The sequence below is a fragment of the Pseudomonas sp. LFS044 genome (genome assembly GCF_047978245.1).
In the GTDB taxonomy this organism is placed as follows: Bacteria; Pseudomonadota; Gammaproteobacteria; order Pseudomonadales; family Pseudomonadaceae; genus Aquipseudomonas.
The window spans coordinates 277,122-290,826 of the sequence record NZ_JBFPFX010000001.1 but is presented as its reverse complement, the minus strand read 5'-3'; the positions used below and the strand labels follow the sequence as shown (position 1 = coordinate 290,826).

The 13,705-nt window shown below is 60.8% G+C and carries 15 protein-coding genes; 8 read left to right on the top strand and 7 right to left on the bottom strand.

Annotation, left to right across the window (positions count from 1 at the left end):
- Positions 1-7: 7 nt before the first annotated feature.
- Together ACNQPL_RS01470 and ACNQPL_RS01465 are read right to left on the bottom strand one after the other, a co-directional pair.
- Complete coding sequence (locus ACNQPL_RS01470; RefSeq protein WP_416465486.1) at positions 8-2,173, bottom strand: response regulator; 2,166 nt, start codon at positions 2,171-2,173, stop codon at positions 8-10.
- 111 nt (positions 2,174-2,284) lie between these two features.
- Positions 2,285-2,902, bottom strand: coding sequence for a LysE family translocator (locus tag ACNQPL_RS01465; RefSeq protein WP_416465484.1), 618 nt, complete (start codon positions 2,900-2,902; stop codon positions 2,285-2,287).
- Between the two features lie 110 nt (positions 2,903-3,012).
- Between ACNQPL_RS01465 and ACNQPL_RS01460 the strand changes: the two genes are divergently transcribed.
- The 4 genes from ACNQPL_RS01460 (at position 3,013) to ACNQPL_RS01445 (ending at position 6,415) form a co-directional block, all read left to right on the top strand.
- Positions 3,013-3,465, top strand: a complete 453-nt coding sequence (locus ACNQPL_RS01460; RefSeq protein WP_387527038.1) for an Lrp/AsnC family transcriptional regulator — start codon at positions 3,013-3,015, stop codon at positions 3,463-3,465.
- Positions 3,466-3,931: 466 nt separating this feature from the next.
- On the top strand, positions 3,932-5,344 hold the full coding sequence (locus ACNQPL_RS01455) for a purine-cytosine permease family protein (RefSeq protein ID WP_346612338.1): 1,413 nt from the start codon (positions 3,932-3,934) through the stop codon (positions 5,342-5,344).
- A 193-nt stretch (positions 5,345-5,537) separates the two neighbouring features.
- Positions 5,538-5,720, top strand: a complete 183-nt coding sequence (locus tag ACNQPL_RS01450) for a hypothetical protein (RefSeq protein WP_346612337.1) — start codon at positions 5,538-5,540, stop codon at positions 5,718-5,720.
- Between the two features lie 191 nt (positions 5,721-5,911).
- The gene (locus ACNQPL_RS01445; RefSeq protein WP_346612336.1) at positions 5,912-6,415 is read left to right on the top strand and encodes a ProQ/FinO family protein; all 504 of its coding nucleotides are present in this window, start codon (positions 5,912-5,914) and stop codon (positions 6,413-6,415) included.
- Positions 6,416-6,674: 259 nt separating this feature from the next.
- On the opposite strand, the gene ACNQPL_RS01440 is transcribed toward ACNQPL_RS01445, so the two are convergent.
- Positions 6,675-7,121, bottom strand: a complete 447-nt coding sequence (locus tag ACNQPL_RS01440; RefSeq protein WP_416465481.1) for a GNAT family N-acetyltransferase — start codon at positions 7,119-7,121, stop codon at positions 6,675-6,677.
- Between the two features lie 343 nt (positions 7,122-7,464).
- On the opposite strand from ACNQPL_RS01440, the gene ACNQPL_RS01435 reads away from it, so the two are divergent.
- The gene (locus tag ACNQPL_RS01435; protein WP_416465479.1) at positions 7,465-8,259 is read left to right on the top strand and encodes an OBAP family protein; all 795 of its coding nucleotides are present in this window, start codon (positions 7,465-7,467) and stop codon (positions 8,257-8,259) included.
- 44 nt (positions 8,260-8,303) lie between these two features.
- On the opposite strand, the gene ACNQPL_RS01430 is transcribed toward ACNQPL_RS01435, so the two are convergent.
- The gene (locus ACNQPL_RS01430; protein WP_416465476.1) at positions 8,304-8,537 is read right to left on the bottom strand and encodes a hypothetical protein; all 234 of its coding nucleotides are present in this window, start codon (positions 8,535-8,537) and stop codon (positions 8,304-8,306) included.
- A gap of 159 nt (positions 8,538-8,696) precedes the next feature.
- On the opposite strand from ACNQPL_RS01430, the gene ACNQPL_RS01425 reads away from it, so the two are divergent.
- Positions 8,697-8,999: a hypothetical protein gene (locus ACNQPL_RS01425; RefSeq protein WP_346612328.1), complete on the top strand. Its 303-nt coding sequence runs from the start codon at positions 8,697-8,699 to the stop codon at positions 8,997-8,999.
- Between the two features lie 524 nt (positions 9,000-9,523).
- Here the strand turns inward: ACNQPL_RS01425 and ACNQPL_RS01420 are convergent.
- Positions 9,524-9,796, bottom strand: coding sequence for a hypothetical protein (locus ACNQPL_RS01420; RefSeq protein WP_416465474.1), 273 nt, complete (start codon positions 9,794-9,796; stop codon positions 9,524-9,526).
- Positions 9,797-10,031: 235 nt separating this feature from the next.
- On the opposite strand from ACNQPL_RS01420, the gene ACNQPL_RS01415 reads away from it, so the two are divergent.
- A complete protein-coding gene (locus tag ACNQPL_RS01415) occupies positions 10,032-10,535 on the top strand; it encodes a CinA family protein (protein WP_346612530.1) in 504 nt (167 codons plus the stop codon).
- A gap of 510 nt (positions 10,536-11,045) precedes the next feature.
- On the opposite strand, the gene ACNQPL_RS01410 is transcribed toward ACNQPL_RS01415, so the two are convergent.
- Positions 11,046-11,204, bottom strand: coding sequence for a hypothetical protein (locus tag ACNQPL_RS01410; RefSeq protein WP_346612326.1), 159 nt, complete (start codon positions 11,202-11,204; stop codon positions 11,046-11,048).
- Between the two features lie 519 nt (positions 11,205-11,723).
- Here ACNQPL_RS01410 and ACNQPL_RS01405 point away from each other — a divergent pair.
- Positions 11,724-12,203 (top strand): carboxymuconolactone decarboxylase family protein, encoded by a 480-nt coding sequence (locus ACNQPL_RS01405; protein WP_416465472.1) that lies wholly within the window; start codon positions 11,724-11,726, stop codon positions 12,201-12,203.
- On the opposite strand, the gene ACNQPL_RS01400 is transcribed toward ACNQPL_RS01405, so the two are convergent.
- A complete protein-coding gene (locus ACNQPL_RS01400; protein ID WP_416465470.1) occupies positions 12,196-13,632 on the bottom strand; it encodes a PLP-dependent aminotransferase family protein in 1,437 nt (478 codons plus the stop codon). The two genes, ACNQPL_RS01405 and ACNQPL_RS01400, sit on opposite strands and share 8 nt — an antisense overlap.
- Between the last annotated feature and the right edge of the window lie 73 nt (positions 13,633-13,705).

Here is a 13,705-nt window from a genome sequence, read left to right as displayed (position 1 = left end):
ATAGCCATCAATGCCGAGCTGCCAGCAACCGCGCCACACTCTGCCCCAGCTCGGCCCGCCGGTAGGGCTTGCGCAACACCTCGAAGCCCTTGAGCTCGCGCGGTGTCAGGTTGGCGTAGCCGGTGATGATCAACACCGGCAAGTCTGCCTGGCGCTCGCGCATCTGCTGGGCAAAGCGCACCCCGGTCATGTCGGCCATCACGTGGTCGGTCACCAACACATCCGGCAGCCAGCCCCGCTCCATCAGCGCCATTGCGGCCGCTGCACTGGCCGCTTCTGTCACTTCGTAGCCCAGATCGCGCAACTGCAAGGCCGTGGCATGGCGGACGATCTCCTCGTCGTCCACCAGCAGCACCCGGCTTGGGCGGTCAGCCTGCGGCACGTCGGCCATTTCATGATCACGGCACACGGCCGGGACATCGCTGATCGGTAGCCACAAGGTGGCGACGGTGCCCTCCCCTTGCTGGGAGCGAATCTCGAAACCGCCGCCCGATTGTACTGCCAGGCCCTGGACCATCGGCAGGCCAAGGCCGGTGCCTTTGCCCACGCCCTTGGTGGAGTAGAACGGTTCGATGCAGCGACGCAGCTGCTCCTCGCTCATGCCGCCACCACTGTCGCGAACCTGCAGCCACACCAACCGCGCGGCGGCTACCCCCGCTGGCCTCGGCGGGCCGTCGGCATCGCGCCCGGCAATTATATGCAGGCCACCGCCGTCGGCCATGGCGTCGCGGGCATTGACCACCAGGTTGAGCACGGCCAGCTCCAGCTGATGCGGGTCGACCACTACCGCGGGCAGCGCAGGGTCGATCTGCACCTGCACGGCGATGGTCGGCCCCAGCGAGCGCGCCATCAGCTCGCGCATGTCCTCCACCAGGGCCGCCAGCGACACGGCCTGGGGTTTGAGTGTCTGGCGGCGGGCGAAGCTGAGCAGGCGCCCGACCAGGTTGCGCGCCCGCTCCGCGGCCTGCAGGCCACCGTCGATCAGGCGCGGGGCGCGCTCGGACTGCGGGTTGCGGCGCATCAGCTCGAACGAGGCGATGATCGGCGTGAGCATGTTGTTGAGGTCATGGGCAATGCCACCGGTCAACTGCCCGATCATCTCCAGCTTGTGCGCTTCGTGCAGTTGCAGCATGGCCGCTTCGCGCTCGGCCAGCACGGCCGCCACGCGTTCTTCCAGGCTTTCATTGAGCAGGTGCAGGGCACGCTCCGCACGGGCATGGGTAATGGCTGCCCAGGCTTGCTTGGCGGCGTCTTCCACCAGCTGGCAATCGTCTTCAAGGCACGCATGCGGGCTGCGCATGTGCACGCCGAGCACCGCCTCCAGGCGGCCGGCGCGCAGCACTGGAACGTGCAGCGTGGCGGACGCGCCGCCCAGCGGCGTGGCAGCACACTCAAACGCCTGCTGCACCACCTGGCCGGCGGCCAGTTGCTCGCGCAGCGTTGCCCCGTAAGCCGCATAGCGGTGGTGGCCGACCATTGACGGCACACCGTCGGCCCACTCATGGGTGACCTTGAAACCTGCGCCATCGCCTTGGTCTTCGCCGAAGTACACCTGGGCTGCACCCAGGTGCTGCGCAAGGCGGCTGACCGCATAGGCCTCCATGCGCTCCGCCTCACCCAGCCCGGGCAAGGTCCGGCCCAGTTCCAGCAGAAACGCCTGACGCTGCTGAAAGCGCACGCGCTCGGTGGTCTCGGTGACCAGGCACAGTACCCCTCCAACGCTGCCATCGGCCTCACGCACGGCGGAATAGGACACGTCGAAATACACGGTTTCGCCAACGCCGCGGCGTTCTATGTAGAACGGCCGATCCTTGGCCGAAAACGTCTGGCCAGTTTCGCGCACGCCGCGCAGCAGGGGCTCAAGGTCGCCCCACAACTCACGCCAGTTCTCCTCGGCCGGCCGCCCCAGCGCCCGTGGGTGCTTGCTGCCGATGGTCGGCGCATAGGCATCGTTGTACAGGGCAACCAACGCTTCACCCCAGAACAGCACGAACTGCGTCTGCGCCGGTAGCAAAGTGGCAATGACCGCCTGCAAGTGCGGTGACCAAGCCTCTGGCGGGCCCAGCGGCGAATCGCTCCAGTCCATCGACTGCAGCAGGCTGCCGATGGTGCCGCCGTTGAGCAGAAAGTGCAGGGGCGGCGTATCGTTTTTGCGGGGTTGAAACACGTTCATGTCTGGGAAGTCCCGGGCACATTGCCAGCTATCTGAGGATAGGAGGTGTGCAATCAACGGTTCGTTCCGCAGGATTTTACCGGTCGATCAACGGCGCCCTTCAGGCAGTGATCATTTGGCGAACTGACCGACAACCAACAGCATGGCCACCGCAATCATCGCCACACCTGACAGCCTTCCGACCATTCTCGCCGCCCCCGGTCTGGAGGCCAGTACGAGCTTGGCGCCATAGCCCACCAGCGTATAGACCACCAGCGAACTGCACAGGTGCACCAGGCCCAGCAGGACGATCTGCAGCGGCACCGGCCAGCTTGAATGCGGGTCGGTGAACTGCGGCAGCAAGGCCAGGAACAGCAGAAACACCTTGGGGTTGAGCCCGCTCACGCAAAAGCCTTTGAAGGCCCAGCGTGAACCGCTGTCGCCAACACCGCCCTGCCCGGCTTGCGGTACGGCGGGGCTGAGCAACAGGTTGCCACCCAGCCACAGCAGGTAGGTGCAACCGGCCAGCGTCAGCAACATAAGCGCCAGCGGGTGCCCGGCCACCAGGCTGCCCACCCCCGCCGCCACCACCAGGGTTGCCAGCAAATGCCCGGACAACATGCCGGCCACCGCCGGCATCACCCAGCGCCCGCGCATACCCGCCGAGATGGCGTAAGCCCAGTCGGCACCGGGGGTGATCACGAACAGCAACGACACGGCCCAGAACGCCGTCAGCACACTGATTGCCACTTGAGTCTTCCTTCAGACGATTTCGGGATGAAGAAAGCGTACGGATTCCATCGGGGGATTATCTTTCGTATATTTCCCCTTCAACCCTGATTATTGGAAGATTCTTCTCAGTGGACAGAACTGACCGAAAGATCCTTGCCGAGCTGCAAAAAGACGGGCGCCTATCGGTCACCGAGCTCGCCGACCGCGTAGGCCTGAGCCTGTCGCCCTGCCATCGGCGGCTCAAGGCATTGGAAGACGCCGGCGCCATCCTCGGTTACCACGCACGCCTGGCACCGGCGGCACTGGGGCTGAACTTTGCCGCGCTGGTGTTCGTCACCCTGCGCGAAGTCACCCGCCAGCCGGTGGCGGACTTCGAGGCAGCACTGGGCGACATACCGCAGATCGTCGAGGCGCAGCGGCTGTTCGGCGACCCGGACTACCTGCTGCATGTGGTGGCCAAGGACCTGCCGGCGTTTCAGAAGCTGTATGACGAACAGCTGACCAGCATTCCCAATGTGAAACGGCTGAGCTCCACCCTGGTAATGAAGGAGGTCATTCAAGACCGCATGCTGCCGATGTAGCTACTGGCATGCGCGGGCCCTGTGGCAGCAGCCTTGTGTCGCGATGGGCCGCAAAGCGGCCCCCATACAGGCGACGGATAACCTGAGTGAACAGCATTCCCCTTTTAGGGTTCGCCTTGCAGGCGTTGTTGGGACTAGCCCATAAAAATGCCAGATATCCGCAACTGTCTACCTGGCTGATACCCGCACTTCAATTGAGCACCCCGCACCATAGCGGCACACCCATTTGCCACAATGCCCACTCAAACCTGCCAAACCCGGGCCTTACAGCCCGGTGGCCCGCTCTTTGCTACCACTCGTCCCTTAACCTTTTGTCAGCCTTAGGTTTTTTAAGGTTTATGGGCACATATTTACTAATTTCTCGTTCCCTGCGCACACCCCATCATCGCTCCAACAAGAACGCGTCGCCCTTCGCCGGCACGCACCCGGGCAGCACCCGATGCCCCACCTTGCCTTGGAGTCAGTCATGACCAGTGCAGCCAATTCGGCACCCCTCATAGAAAAACACACGATCGGCTATGTGCCCCCGCAAGACCGCCATGGAAAGGTAAGGGATCTGTTCACGCTGTGGTTCGGCGGCAACATCGCGCCGCTGCCCATCGTCACCGGCGCGCTGGGCGTGCAGCTGTTTCACCTGAACCTGGTGTGGGGCATCGTCGCCATCCTGGTTGGCCACCTGGTCGGCGGGGTACTGATGGCGCTGCACTCAGCGCAGGGCCCGCAAATGGGCATCCCGCAGATGATCCAGAGCCGTGCCCAGTTCGGCACGCTCGGGGCGCTGCTGGTGGTGGTGATCGCAGGCGTGATGTACATCGGCTTCTTCGCCTCCAACATCGTTTTGGCCGGCAAGTCGCTGCATGGCGTGGTCGATGCCGTGCCGGTACCGGTCGGCATCGTGATCGGCGCACTGGGTTCGGGGATCATCGGCATCATCGGCTACCGCTTCATCCACGTGCTCAACCGCATCGGCACCTGGGTGCTGGGCATCGGTATCGTGGTCGGCTTTGGCTACATCTTCAGCCACGTGCAGAGCGATGACTTCCTCACCCGCGGCAACTTCAACCTGGCCGGCTGGCTGGCGACCGTGTCGCTGGCGGCGCTCTGGCAAATCGCCTTCGCCCCGTATGTTTCGGATTACTCGCGCTACCTGCCGGCCGACGTGAAAGTCTCGTCGACCTTCTGGACCACTTACCTGGGCTCGGCCCTGGGTTCGAGCCTGTCGTTCATCTTCGGCGCCGTGGCGGTATTGGCCATCCCGGCTGGCATGGACACCATGGACGCAGTGAAGCTCGCCACCGGCACCCTCGGCCCGGTCATGCTGGTGCTGTTCCTGCTTAGCGTGATCAGCCACAACGCCCTCAACCTGTATGGCGCGGTGCTGTCGATCATCACCCTGATCCAGACCTTCGCCTACCGCTGGATCCCCACCGCCAAGAGCCGCGCGGTGCTGTCGCTGATCGTGCTCGCAGCCTGCTGCGTGGTGGCAGTGTTCGCCTCGGCGGACTTCATCGGCCACTTCGTCGACATGGTGCTGGTGCTGCTGGTGGTGCTGGTGCCGTGGACGGCGATCAACCTGATCGACTTCTACGTGATCCACAAGGGCGACTACGACATCCAGTCGATCTTCAAGGTCGATGGCGGCATCTACGGGCGCTACAACCCGCAGGCCCTGACCGCCTATGCGGTGGGTATTCTGGTGCAGATCCCGTTCATGAACACGCCGCTGTATGTAGGGCCGATCTCCGAGCACATCAACGGGGCCGACCTGTCGTGGCTGGTGGGGCTGTTGATCACGTCGCCGCTGTACTGGTGGCTGGCGAGCCGCGACAGTGCGTATCGTCGTCGGCAGACCAGTGCCAAATTGGCGGCTGCCGCCTGAGAAAGGGGCTGCCTGGCAGCCCCGATTGTTGGATCCGTTGGGCCTGTCCGCTGTCGCGGCACAGGCCCATGTTCGTTTCAATAGATCCCCTGGGGTGATTTTCCGACTGAACGATTTCCCCCTTCTCCACTCAATGTAACGCCCTCGCAAGGAACGGGGGCAGCCCTCGCGACATTTCCAAGGAGAAGGAACCATGAGCCTCACACTGCGCTGCCTGAAATGCGATGGCGAGCAGCTCGTTCAGCCCACCAGACTGCATCGCAAATCACTGATCACCTGCAGAAGCTGTGGTGCCCTCAGCCAACACGGCGATCTGGTCGAGGCCGCAGGCTTGCGCCTGCTGGCCCAGCTCAAGCAGCAGCTCAAAGCGGGGTAATTGAAGTTGTGGGTAGGGTTCAGAAGCCACCGTTGAGCCCGGCCAAGCGCGGCAGATCCCGCGATTTCAGATAAAGCACCGCTAGCCTGCAGACGAAGCCATCGGCAATTTGTCCGGTTTGGTGCTGCCCCCAGACGCTATATGGCTTATCCTTGCACCACGCAATCATTTCCGAAGCAGTGAATTTAACGATGGGTTTTGAACAACTAGCTGGACTACGTGACCGCCTGCGGGCTGAGAAGGATCAGGCAAAGGCCCCTGGCGCCAAGCGCGCTGAGCGCAAGCCCTCCTCACATCCCAAACCCCGTGAGCAGGATCCAGCGGTGGCTGCCATCTGGCCACTCCAGAAGCATTTTCCGTTGGCGTTTCCTGTCAATCCGGCGCCAAAGGTCCCGCTCAAGGAGGGCATTTTCACGGATGCCGAGCAACACCTGGAGCTGCTTGGGTTGACTCGCGAACAGCTCAAGCTTGGCATTTCTACCTGGTGCCGAGGCGCTCGGTACTGGGCAAGCATGGTGGAGGATGCGCCTCGCCTGGATTTGAACGGCCAGGTAGCAGGTGTTGTGACCGCCGCTCAGGCGAGATATGCGAAACACCAAGCCTCGCTACAGCGCGGCAAAGGCGGCCGCGGTCGGGCGAAATCAAATGCCGGCGCAGCAGCCGGTGCCCCTGCCGTGGAGCAAAAAACGGACTGATCCCCGCCTCTTTCGGGTTAAGCCGTGCGTTATGGGAGCCCGCCTGGCAGCGGGCTTTCTTTTGCCCGAAATTCGTTATCGACCGGCACTGCAGGCGCTGGCTTGCCGGCGCCTGCGGGCCGCCATTACCGCAACAGTTCGGCAAAAACAGTGGCCGCCTCTGCTAAGGGCCGGCCTGTAGGAGATGTTCGCTCGGAGTTCGAAGCGGGGTGCTTAAAGACTGAAGGTGGCGCCAGTTCAGGGCGGGAGCCGCGCTCAGTCAGGTGAGGTTTTTTTCGAAGTAAACGCGATTGAAACCCTCTTCCGTGCGCTGCGCTACTTTCACATAGCCGAGCCTCGAATACATCGCAAGATTGTCCTTCATCTTTGCATTGGTATACAGATGGACAGCGGCCACTCCATGCTGACGGGCGGCCTTTTCACAAAAGCTAATCAGCATCTTTCCGACCCCACGCCCGGCTGCGCTTGGGAGGACCGCCACGTTTTCCAAAAGGAAATACCCGTCCTTGGGATAGAACACAATAAAGCCTAGAAACGTGGCATTTTCGTCCGTCGCAACATAGACCATTCCGGCCGCTATTTGCGTGGTGAAATCGGCGATCATCGGGGCTGGTTTGCGGCCGATTATTGGCACATAACGAGCGTAGGCGCGTTCAGCGCAGTTTCTGATATCGGGTTCGTCACTTTTTTCGGCTAACCGGATCATATTAATTTCCTATAGGGATTACCTACTGCCAGTCCCTCTGCCGCAGCTGCTCAATTTCACTGGCTAGCCTGTGCCGGCAATCGCGTCAGCAGATCTTGGGATCATGCTCATTTAAAATACTCGCACCCGTGATGACATTGTCGGGACTTTTCTTTCACCCAATTTTCACGACTCCCGGGCGACACTCGCCTTATCCCTACGAGTGATAGAAGCTCCCATTAGCCCGTCTAGCAGCGGGCTTTCTTTTGCCTGGCATTCGTCGTCCCCCCGTCCGTTCGTCTGCTGCATTGTCCGCTTTAACGGCCCAGGCTGTCCCTTGAGGACACCCGCTAGAGCCACTCTGATGCCACAATTTATCCGACTCGTAACCCTTCCCCTGGCCTGTAGTTTTCTGTGGGCGTGCTCTGCTACTGAGACGAAGTCGCCGATGGAGACACCCGGCAGGCATGAGTCAGCCAAGACCCAGATGCTGGAAGCCGGCGCGGCGGCATTGCAGGCCAAACCGCCAATTGATGCCATCAACGCGTATCTGGATGGTTTCCATTTCTATAACGGTCACCCCGGCGTTCAGATGGAGGCGCATCACTACTGCTCCATCCTCAACGAGGATGTAATCCAGTGCGTAATCTTCGACGGCAATACCAAGGACGCGAAGATCATGGGCGTCGAGTACATCATTGACGAGAAGCTGTTTGCCGGACTGCCGGCCAACGAAAAGGCGATGTGGCACAGCCATGGGTATGAGGTGTCTTCCGGGCAGTTGATCGCACCAGGCATACCAGCGGTTGCTGAACATGCGTTGATGGAGCGGCTTGCCCATACCTACGGGAAAACATGGCACACGTGGCACACCGACCAGGACAAGGCCCTACCTGTGGGCGTTCCGCAGTTGATGATGGGGTTCACAGCGGATGGCCAGGCTGATCCAAAGATGGTCGAGCAGCGCAATCGGCGTCTGGGGGTGGACCCTGCGAAGACGAGGGCTCAACGTGCAGATATCCCGATTCCCCCTGCTGATGCTGGTGCGGATGGCTGGCGGCATGGAAAGGTCATCCAGATCACCGATCCAACCGGTACCCATCTGCACCGTCCCTCCACCTCAACTCCAGCGAATACCAACAGCCGTTCCAGTCAATAGGCTGGGGGTCAGGGTGTAGCAGCGACTGGGCGGATAGCTCTGCTTTATGCTTGCGCAGCGACGCAGGAACCGCCTGCTAGTTCCTGGCTGTTGCGGCACATACACTGGTAATCCGCCTCGGCACGGGTGGGATAGCCGAGGCACAGCCGCATCTTGCAGTGGGTGTCGTACAGGTCATACCCGGCCGCCAAGGCAGCAGGAACGCCGATGCGGCGAGGGAACTGTTCTTTTTGCAGAGGCAATGCGGGAATCACAACGAAGCGTGTCTGCATGATCATCCCTCTTCTTGGCAGTTCTTTAGTATTAGTCCGGCTATGTGAAAGCATCAAGGCAACTCTTGGTCGAGCTGGCATTGGAATGTTCAGAAATGATTGGGGCAGGTAAAAAAGACCACAAGGGCTAGGCTCTGTTGAGGAAGATCTGATCAGGAGGCAAGGATGCGACATCGTGGAGCAGTATTCTGGGCTTGGGCCGATCCAAGCCTGCAACACCATTCCCATGAGGAGGTGCTCGCGGACGGAGCACGGCTTGATGTTCAGGCCAGGCTAGCTCGCACGGGCGACACCCAGTTGTTCATCGGGATTTACGAACCCTCGGGCCTGGCCCGGGTTGAAGAGGCTTACGCCAGGCGGCCCGGCGAGACGACTACGAGGGCCATGGCCTGGGGCGCGGGAAGAGGACGCGCGCTTGCTGACATTGGAGCAGTGAGGGCAACAGAGCCAGCACTCATCCAAAGCTGAGAGAGGTCGCATACCATGGTCGATCAAATTGCCGAGTTGGACGCGTATCTGGAGCTTCTGGGACAAATAGCCGACGAGCTTGAACACCAGGTCGCCCCCTGCCCCACTACCCGACCGATGCTGATCGCGTGGCTGACGGAATGGATTCGAAGCCCTGACGCGTTGAGCGAAATCAGACGAGAGCTGCCTCGCCTTCCCCACGTTTTGAAGTCGGCGTACAGCGAGTGGAATCACTTGGGTGGCGGCCGGTAACTGCTGCCCTGCACCAAGGCTGTGTAGTCAGTACCGGCCTCATCGCCGGCAAGCCGGCTCCCACAGAGATTTAACCAGTCTCCGGGCCAGCGCAGTACCTGTGGGAGCCGCGCTTGCCGGCGATGGGCCGCAAAGCGGCCCCAGGCATTCGTGGCCAACCCTGGCCTGCCGCAGCGCTTCTTGGCCGGTGTTGGGTTGACCGGCCTGGATCAACAGGCCCACGTACCCACTTCATCCTGATGCAGGATTTCGACGCACCTTAGCGCAATCCCCTACATCGATCTCGACACAAACCCTGACGGGTAATCATCCCCTGCTACCGCTCTGAGGTAAGCAGCGTCAGCCTCTAGACGAAGATCACGCCACTCCTGCCAAGAGATCAGCCCTTGACGATCCAGCTCATCGGCCTGGCGAAGCAGTTCCTCGTGATAATCGTCCGGCGACTCCATACGCAATGCTCTGTCCTCAAATACCTGAAACCACCGGGCCAGGTAATTGAGCTTCAACAGTTGAGGTGCAGAGAGGTCTTTCTCAAACGTTCGCATCAGCCTGCCCCATACATCGATGCCCGGTTGAGCCGTCAATGCCTCAGAGGTTCAGCAGACCAGTATGAGTGGTATGAGCGGCACACGACCGTGGCAGGCATCACTGCGTCTGGATGAGCTCATGATCAGTGCCTGACGCACCATCCGGCCGCTGCGCATCGAAGCTGCACTAAACCGGTGAACCATTTACATAGCCGACACGTCCACCGCAAAAGAACAACGAGTCGACATGAACATGGCAAGTGATCCCGTATTGGCCGTGCTCGGCTACCTCAAAGACCACCATCTGGTACTGACCACTGCCGAATCCTGCACTGCAGGCTGCATGGTGGCTCTGCTAGCGGCCTTCCCCGGTACAGGGGAGGTACTCGAAAGCGGCTACGTGGTGTATTCGCCCTCCGCCAAGAAGCGCCTGCTAGGTGTAAGCGCGCAAACCATCGAACGGTACGGGCTGACTAGCGAACCCGTCGCCTGGGAGATGGCCTTGGGGGCGTTGAAGGACAGCGATGCCAACGTCGTTATTGCAACTACCGGTGTAGCAGGGCCAAGCCCAACATCTGGGGTGTTACCCGGCACGCTGTGCTTTGCGTGGGCTTTTGCCGGCGAGCCGATTGCCGTGTTCACCCGTACCCAGCGTTTTTTTGGAGAGCGAGCGCAAGTCATGCACGACGGCGCCGTCTATGGGCTGACCCGCCTGATGCATTATCACGAGCGCTGGCTTCGAGGGGAGCGCGCCTGAAGGAAACGGGTGCGGCGCACCGCCATTCACCTGACGAGAATGGCGTGGTGGGACTCGATTGTGGGTATTGGCGCCACGTCCCGCCGGGTGCTCAGCCATGCTCGCATTTTGGGGGTGTCGAAGATCTGCCCCTGCTCCATCATCGCCAGAATGAGTGTTTGGGACATGCGATAGCCGCCGCACTCCGTACAATGCCGCTCTTCCCAACCCGTGGCACATTCCACGGTGTGCGCATGCCCTGCGCAAATCAGACACGTCATAAAAGCCCCCTGTTGGTCTTGTTGGTTGGGAGGATTGGAGCCGGGAAAACAACGCACATACCATTGACTGAGAGTTCAGCGGCACCTCGAAATTCCGATTATCTTTAATAAACCGGAGAGAACGTCCAGGCCGAAGCTGACCAGACTGAGCTTGGTGGCGGCACGCTTCGAAGCACGTGCCGCACCGGCTTTTTGAGTTCCAGCCATCAGCGGTTGGGTTCAAGTGTCAGGTATTCATGCGCCAGTCGGCCTAGATCGACTCTGCGTCGTCTTGAATGTCTTCTTCTGCCTCTGCTGCATCCGTAGCATCGGCATCATTCATAGGCGGCGACGTAGGCTTTTGCGGGTCGTTGATAAATGGAATATTGCTAGGCCCTTTTTCTTCCGAGCCCTCAGTCTTGGGTTGCATACTCACTCTCCAGAATTGATCGGCGTGGGGCTATGCGCCACCCGCCCCTTCAGCGAACCTCTTGAAATCAACAGGTAGAGTTATGAACTCCGGCTCCGGCCCGCTGATCTCCATTGTCGATAACGTACAGTTGAAGTGCGGACACAAGACCCCCTCCCTGGTTGATGATTTATGGAGGTGTCTACTGCTGGAAAAATTCAGTTGAAAAGCCGAGCGGCGAGTCGCAGGGGCAGCTCTGCTAGAACTCAATGCCCCTTGCACCCAGAGACAGCAGTTGGCTAATCCGCTTTGAAGCCAGTTTCATGCGTTCAACCAGCGAGGGGACGTCACAATCTACATTCGCGGAGGGCAATAAACGGCCCATAGCGCCCCTTCGACCCTATCGCCCGCTGAGTGATCATGGCGCACTTCGATACAGACATGGCCCAGTTCGAAGTTAACATCTTGGCCCTGTAGGGCTAGTCCAAGCGTAGCTACAGTGGGCTCCAACAAACATCCACCCACTGCGAGCAACTACCCATGAACAACCGCCTTGATCACTTCAAGCTGTCTCCCCAAGCGTCCAACAAACTGGTGGAACTCACCCTGCAACTGAGCAAGAAGCCGCTAATGGCCGATCTTGCCCACCTGATCATGCTGCGCGCTTCGCAGCTCAACGGCTGTGCGTTCTGCGTGGATATGCATGTGAAAGAGGCCAAGATCCATGGCGAGCGCGAGCTGCGTCTTCACCACGTCGCCGTCTGGCGTGAGTCGCAGCTGTTTTCGCCAATAGAGCGAGCGGCGCTGGAGTGGACTGAAGCCCTCACCCAACTGCCGCCTCATGGTATCTCCAACAGCCTCTATGCGAGTGCGCGCGAGCAGTTTTCCGAGCAGGATCTCTCGGACTTGTCGTTCCTAATCGTCGCCATCAATGGCTGGAATCGCCTCAATGTGGCTTTCCAGGCGATCCCGGGCTCGTCCGATGAGCTGTTCGGCCTGAACAAGGCCAACCTCAACTGAGTAACTTGCTGATCAACGCGCCAAGCTGCTCGCCTGGAGCAGTCGTGGCGCAGTTGGTAAAACTCAGGAGCAGACCTGACTGACGCTGCGATGAGGCAGCCCAGCGCGACAACGCTTGTACCGACATGCCCCTGGCTAGCACCTGCTCGGCCAGGGCGGTGTCGCTTACGTCCTCCGGCAAACGCAGTACCAGGTGCATGCCGCCTGGCGAGGGTTCCACCTGCATACCCTTCGGCAAACTCCGCTCCAGTGCTTCGATGGTCATTGCCCGTCGCTCGTTGTAGAGGCGGCGCATGCGTTGGATATGCCGAGCGAAGTGTCCCTCGGCAACGAACTCCGCCACCAAGGCCTGGGTAATTGACGGTGACCCGGCAGCAAACAAGGCCCGGCCGATGCGCTCGAACGCTGCCACCTGCGCCTGCGGCACCACCAGATAAGCCAGGCGAATACCGGGAAACAGCACCTTGCTGAAGGTGCCGGCATACAGCACGCGGCCATGGCGATCCAGGCTGGCCAGCGCTGGAAGTGGACGGCTGACATAGCGATACTCGCCGTCGTAATCGTCCTCGACAATCCAGGCACCGGTGCGGGCAGCCCAATCCAGTAGCAGTTGTCGGCGTGGCAGCGACAGTGCCATCGACAGCGGGCTCTGATGCCCCGGTGTCACCATGGCGACCTGGGCAGCCCGAGAACCCGCGATGGCGTGTTCTACATTCATGCCATCGGCATCAACCGGCACCGCTTCCAGCTCCAGGCCAAACTGGCGAAGCACCTGGCGCGTAGTGGGATAGCCCGGGTCTTCCACCCAGGCGCACTCGCCTGGCTGCAACAAGGTGTGAGCGACCAACGACAGGCTATTGCGCCAACCGCTGGTGATGAACACCTGGTGGGCACCGCAATCGATACCTCGGGACACCTGCAGATACGAGGCAATGGCGCTGCGCAACGCTGCCAGGCCGTGGGGAGCCGGATAGTCCAGATCTCCCAGACGCATCCCGCGTAGATACCGAGCACCGAGACGCGCCCATATCTTGCGCGGAAATGCATCCAACGCCGGTACCCCCATCTGGAATGGCAACAGCTGCGGTGGACGCCAGAGCGAATCAGGGGTGTCTTCGATCACTTGGCTACTGACTGGTAATGCGGTGGCCGCCGACACGGGCTTCTGCAGTTCAGGATTGATTAGGGTGCCTTTCTGCCCGAGCGCCAGGAGGTAACCCTCGCTGGCCAGCAGCGAATAGGCCAGTTCGACGGTGCCACGGGCCACCCCCAGCTCCTTGGCCATGGCGCGCGCCGACGGCAAGCGGTCACCGGGGCTCAACGTGCCAGCGGCAACGGCGGCCAGCACTCGGTTGTACAGCTGACGATACAGGGGCAAGCCGGACTGCTCTTCCAAGGGAGCAAAAGGCGACTTTGGGAAGGTCATCATGGCCTAGTTCATACCCCATTTCTTGGCTCAATCAAGTGGGTCAATGCTAGTCCAATATAGCGCTATCACCTAC

Bases quoted from the DNA above. Each gene is read 5' to 3' on its own strand.
- ACNQPL_RS01415 (WP_346612530.1), top strand. From the start codon at position 10,032: ATGGCAAGTGATCCCGTATTGGCCGTGCTCGGCTACCTCAAAGACCAC.
- ACNQPL_RS01445 (WP_346612336.1), top strand. From the start codon at position 5,912: ATGGGTTTTGAACAACTAGCTGGACTACGTGACCGCCTGCGGGCTGAG.
- ACNQPL_RS01435 (WP_416465479.1), top strand. From the start codon at position 7,465: ATGCCACAATTTATCCGACTCGTAACCCTTCCCCTGGCCTGTAGTTTT.
- ACNQPL_RS01405 (WP_416465472.1), top strand. From the start codon at position 11,724: ATGAACAACCGCCTTGATCACTTCAAGCTGTCTCCCCAAGCGTCCAAC.
- ACNQPL_RS01455 (WP_346612338.1), top strand. From the start codon at position 3,932: ATGACCAGTGCAGCCAATTCGGCACCCCTCATAGAAAAACACACGATC.
- ACNQPL_RS01400 (WP_416465470.1), bottom strand. From the start codon at position 13,632: ATGATGACCTTCCCAAAGTCGCCTTTTGCTCCCTTGGAAGAGCAGTCC.
- ACNQPL_RS01420 (WP_416465474.1), bottom strand. From the start codon at position 9,796: ATGCGAACGTTTGAGAAAGACCTCTCTGCACCTCAACTGTTGAAGCTC.
- ACNQPL_RS01410 (WP_346612326.1), bottom strand. From the start codon at position 11,204: ATGCAACCCAAGACTGAGGGCTCGGAAGAAAAAGGGCCTAGCAATATT.
- ACNQPL_RS01470 (WP_416465486.1), bottom strand. From the start codon at position 2,173: ATGAACGTGTTTCAACCCCGCAAAAACGATACGCCGCCCCTGCACTTT.
- ACNQPL_RS01425 (WP_346612328.1), top strand. From the start codon at position 8,697: ATGCGACATCGTGGAGCAGTATTCTGGGCTTGGGCCGATCCAAGCCTG.
- ACNQPL_RS01430 (WP_416465476.1), bottom strand. From the start codon at position 8,537: ATGATCATGCAGACACGCTTCGTTGTGATTCCCGCATTGCCTCTGCAA.
- ACNQPL_RS01450 (WP_346612337.1), top strand. From the start codon at position 5,538: ATGAGCCTCACACTGCGCTGCCTGAAATGCGATGGCGAGCAGCTCGTT.
- ACNQPL_RS01440 (WP_416465481.1), bottom strand. From the start codon at position 7,121: ATGATCCGGTTAGCCGAAAAAAGTGACGAACCCGATATCAGAAACTGC.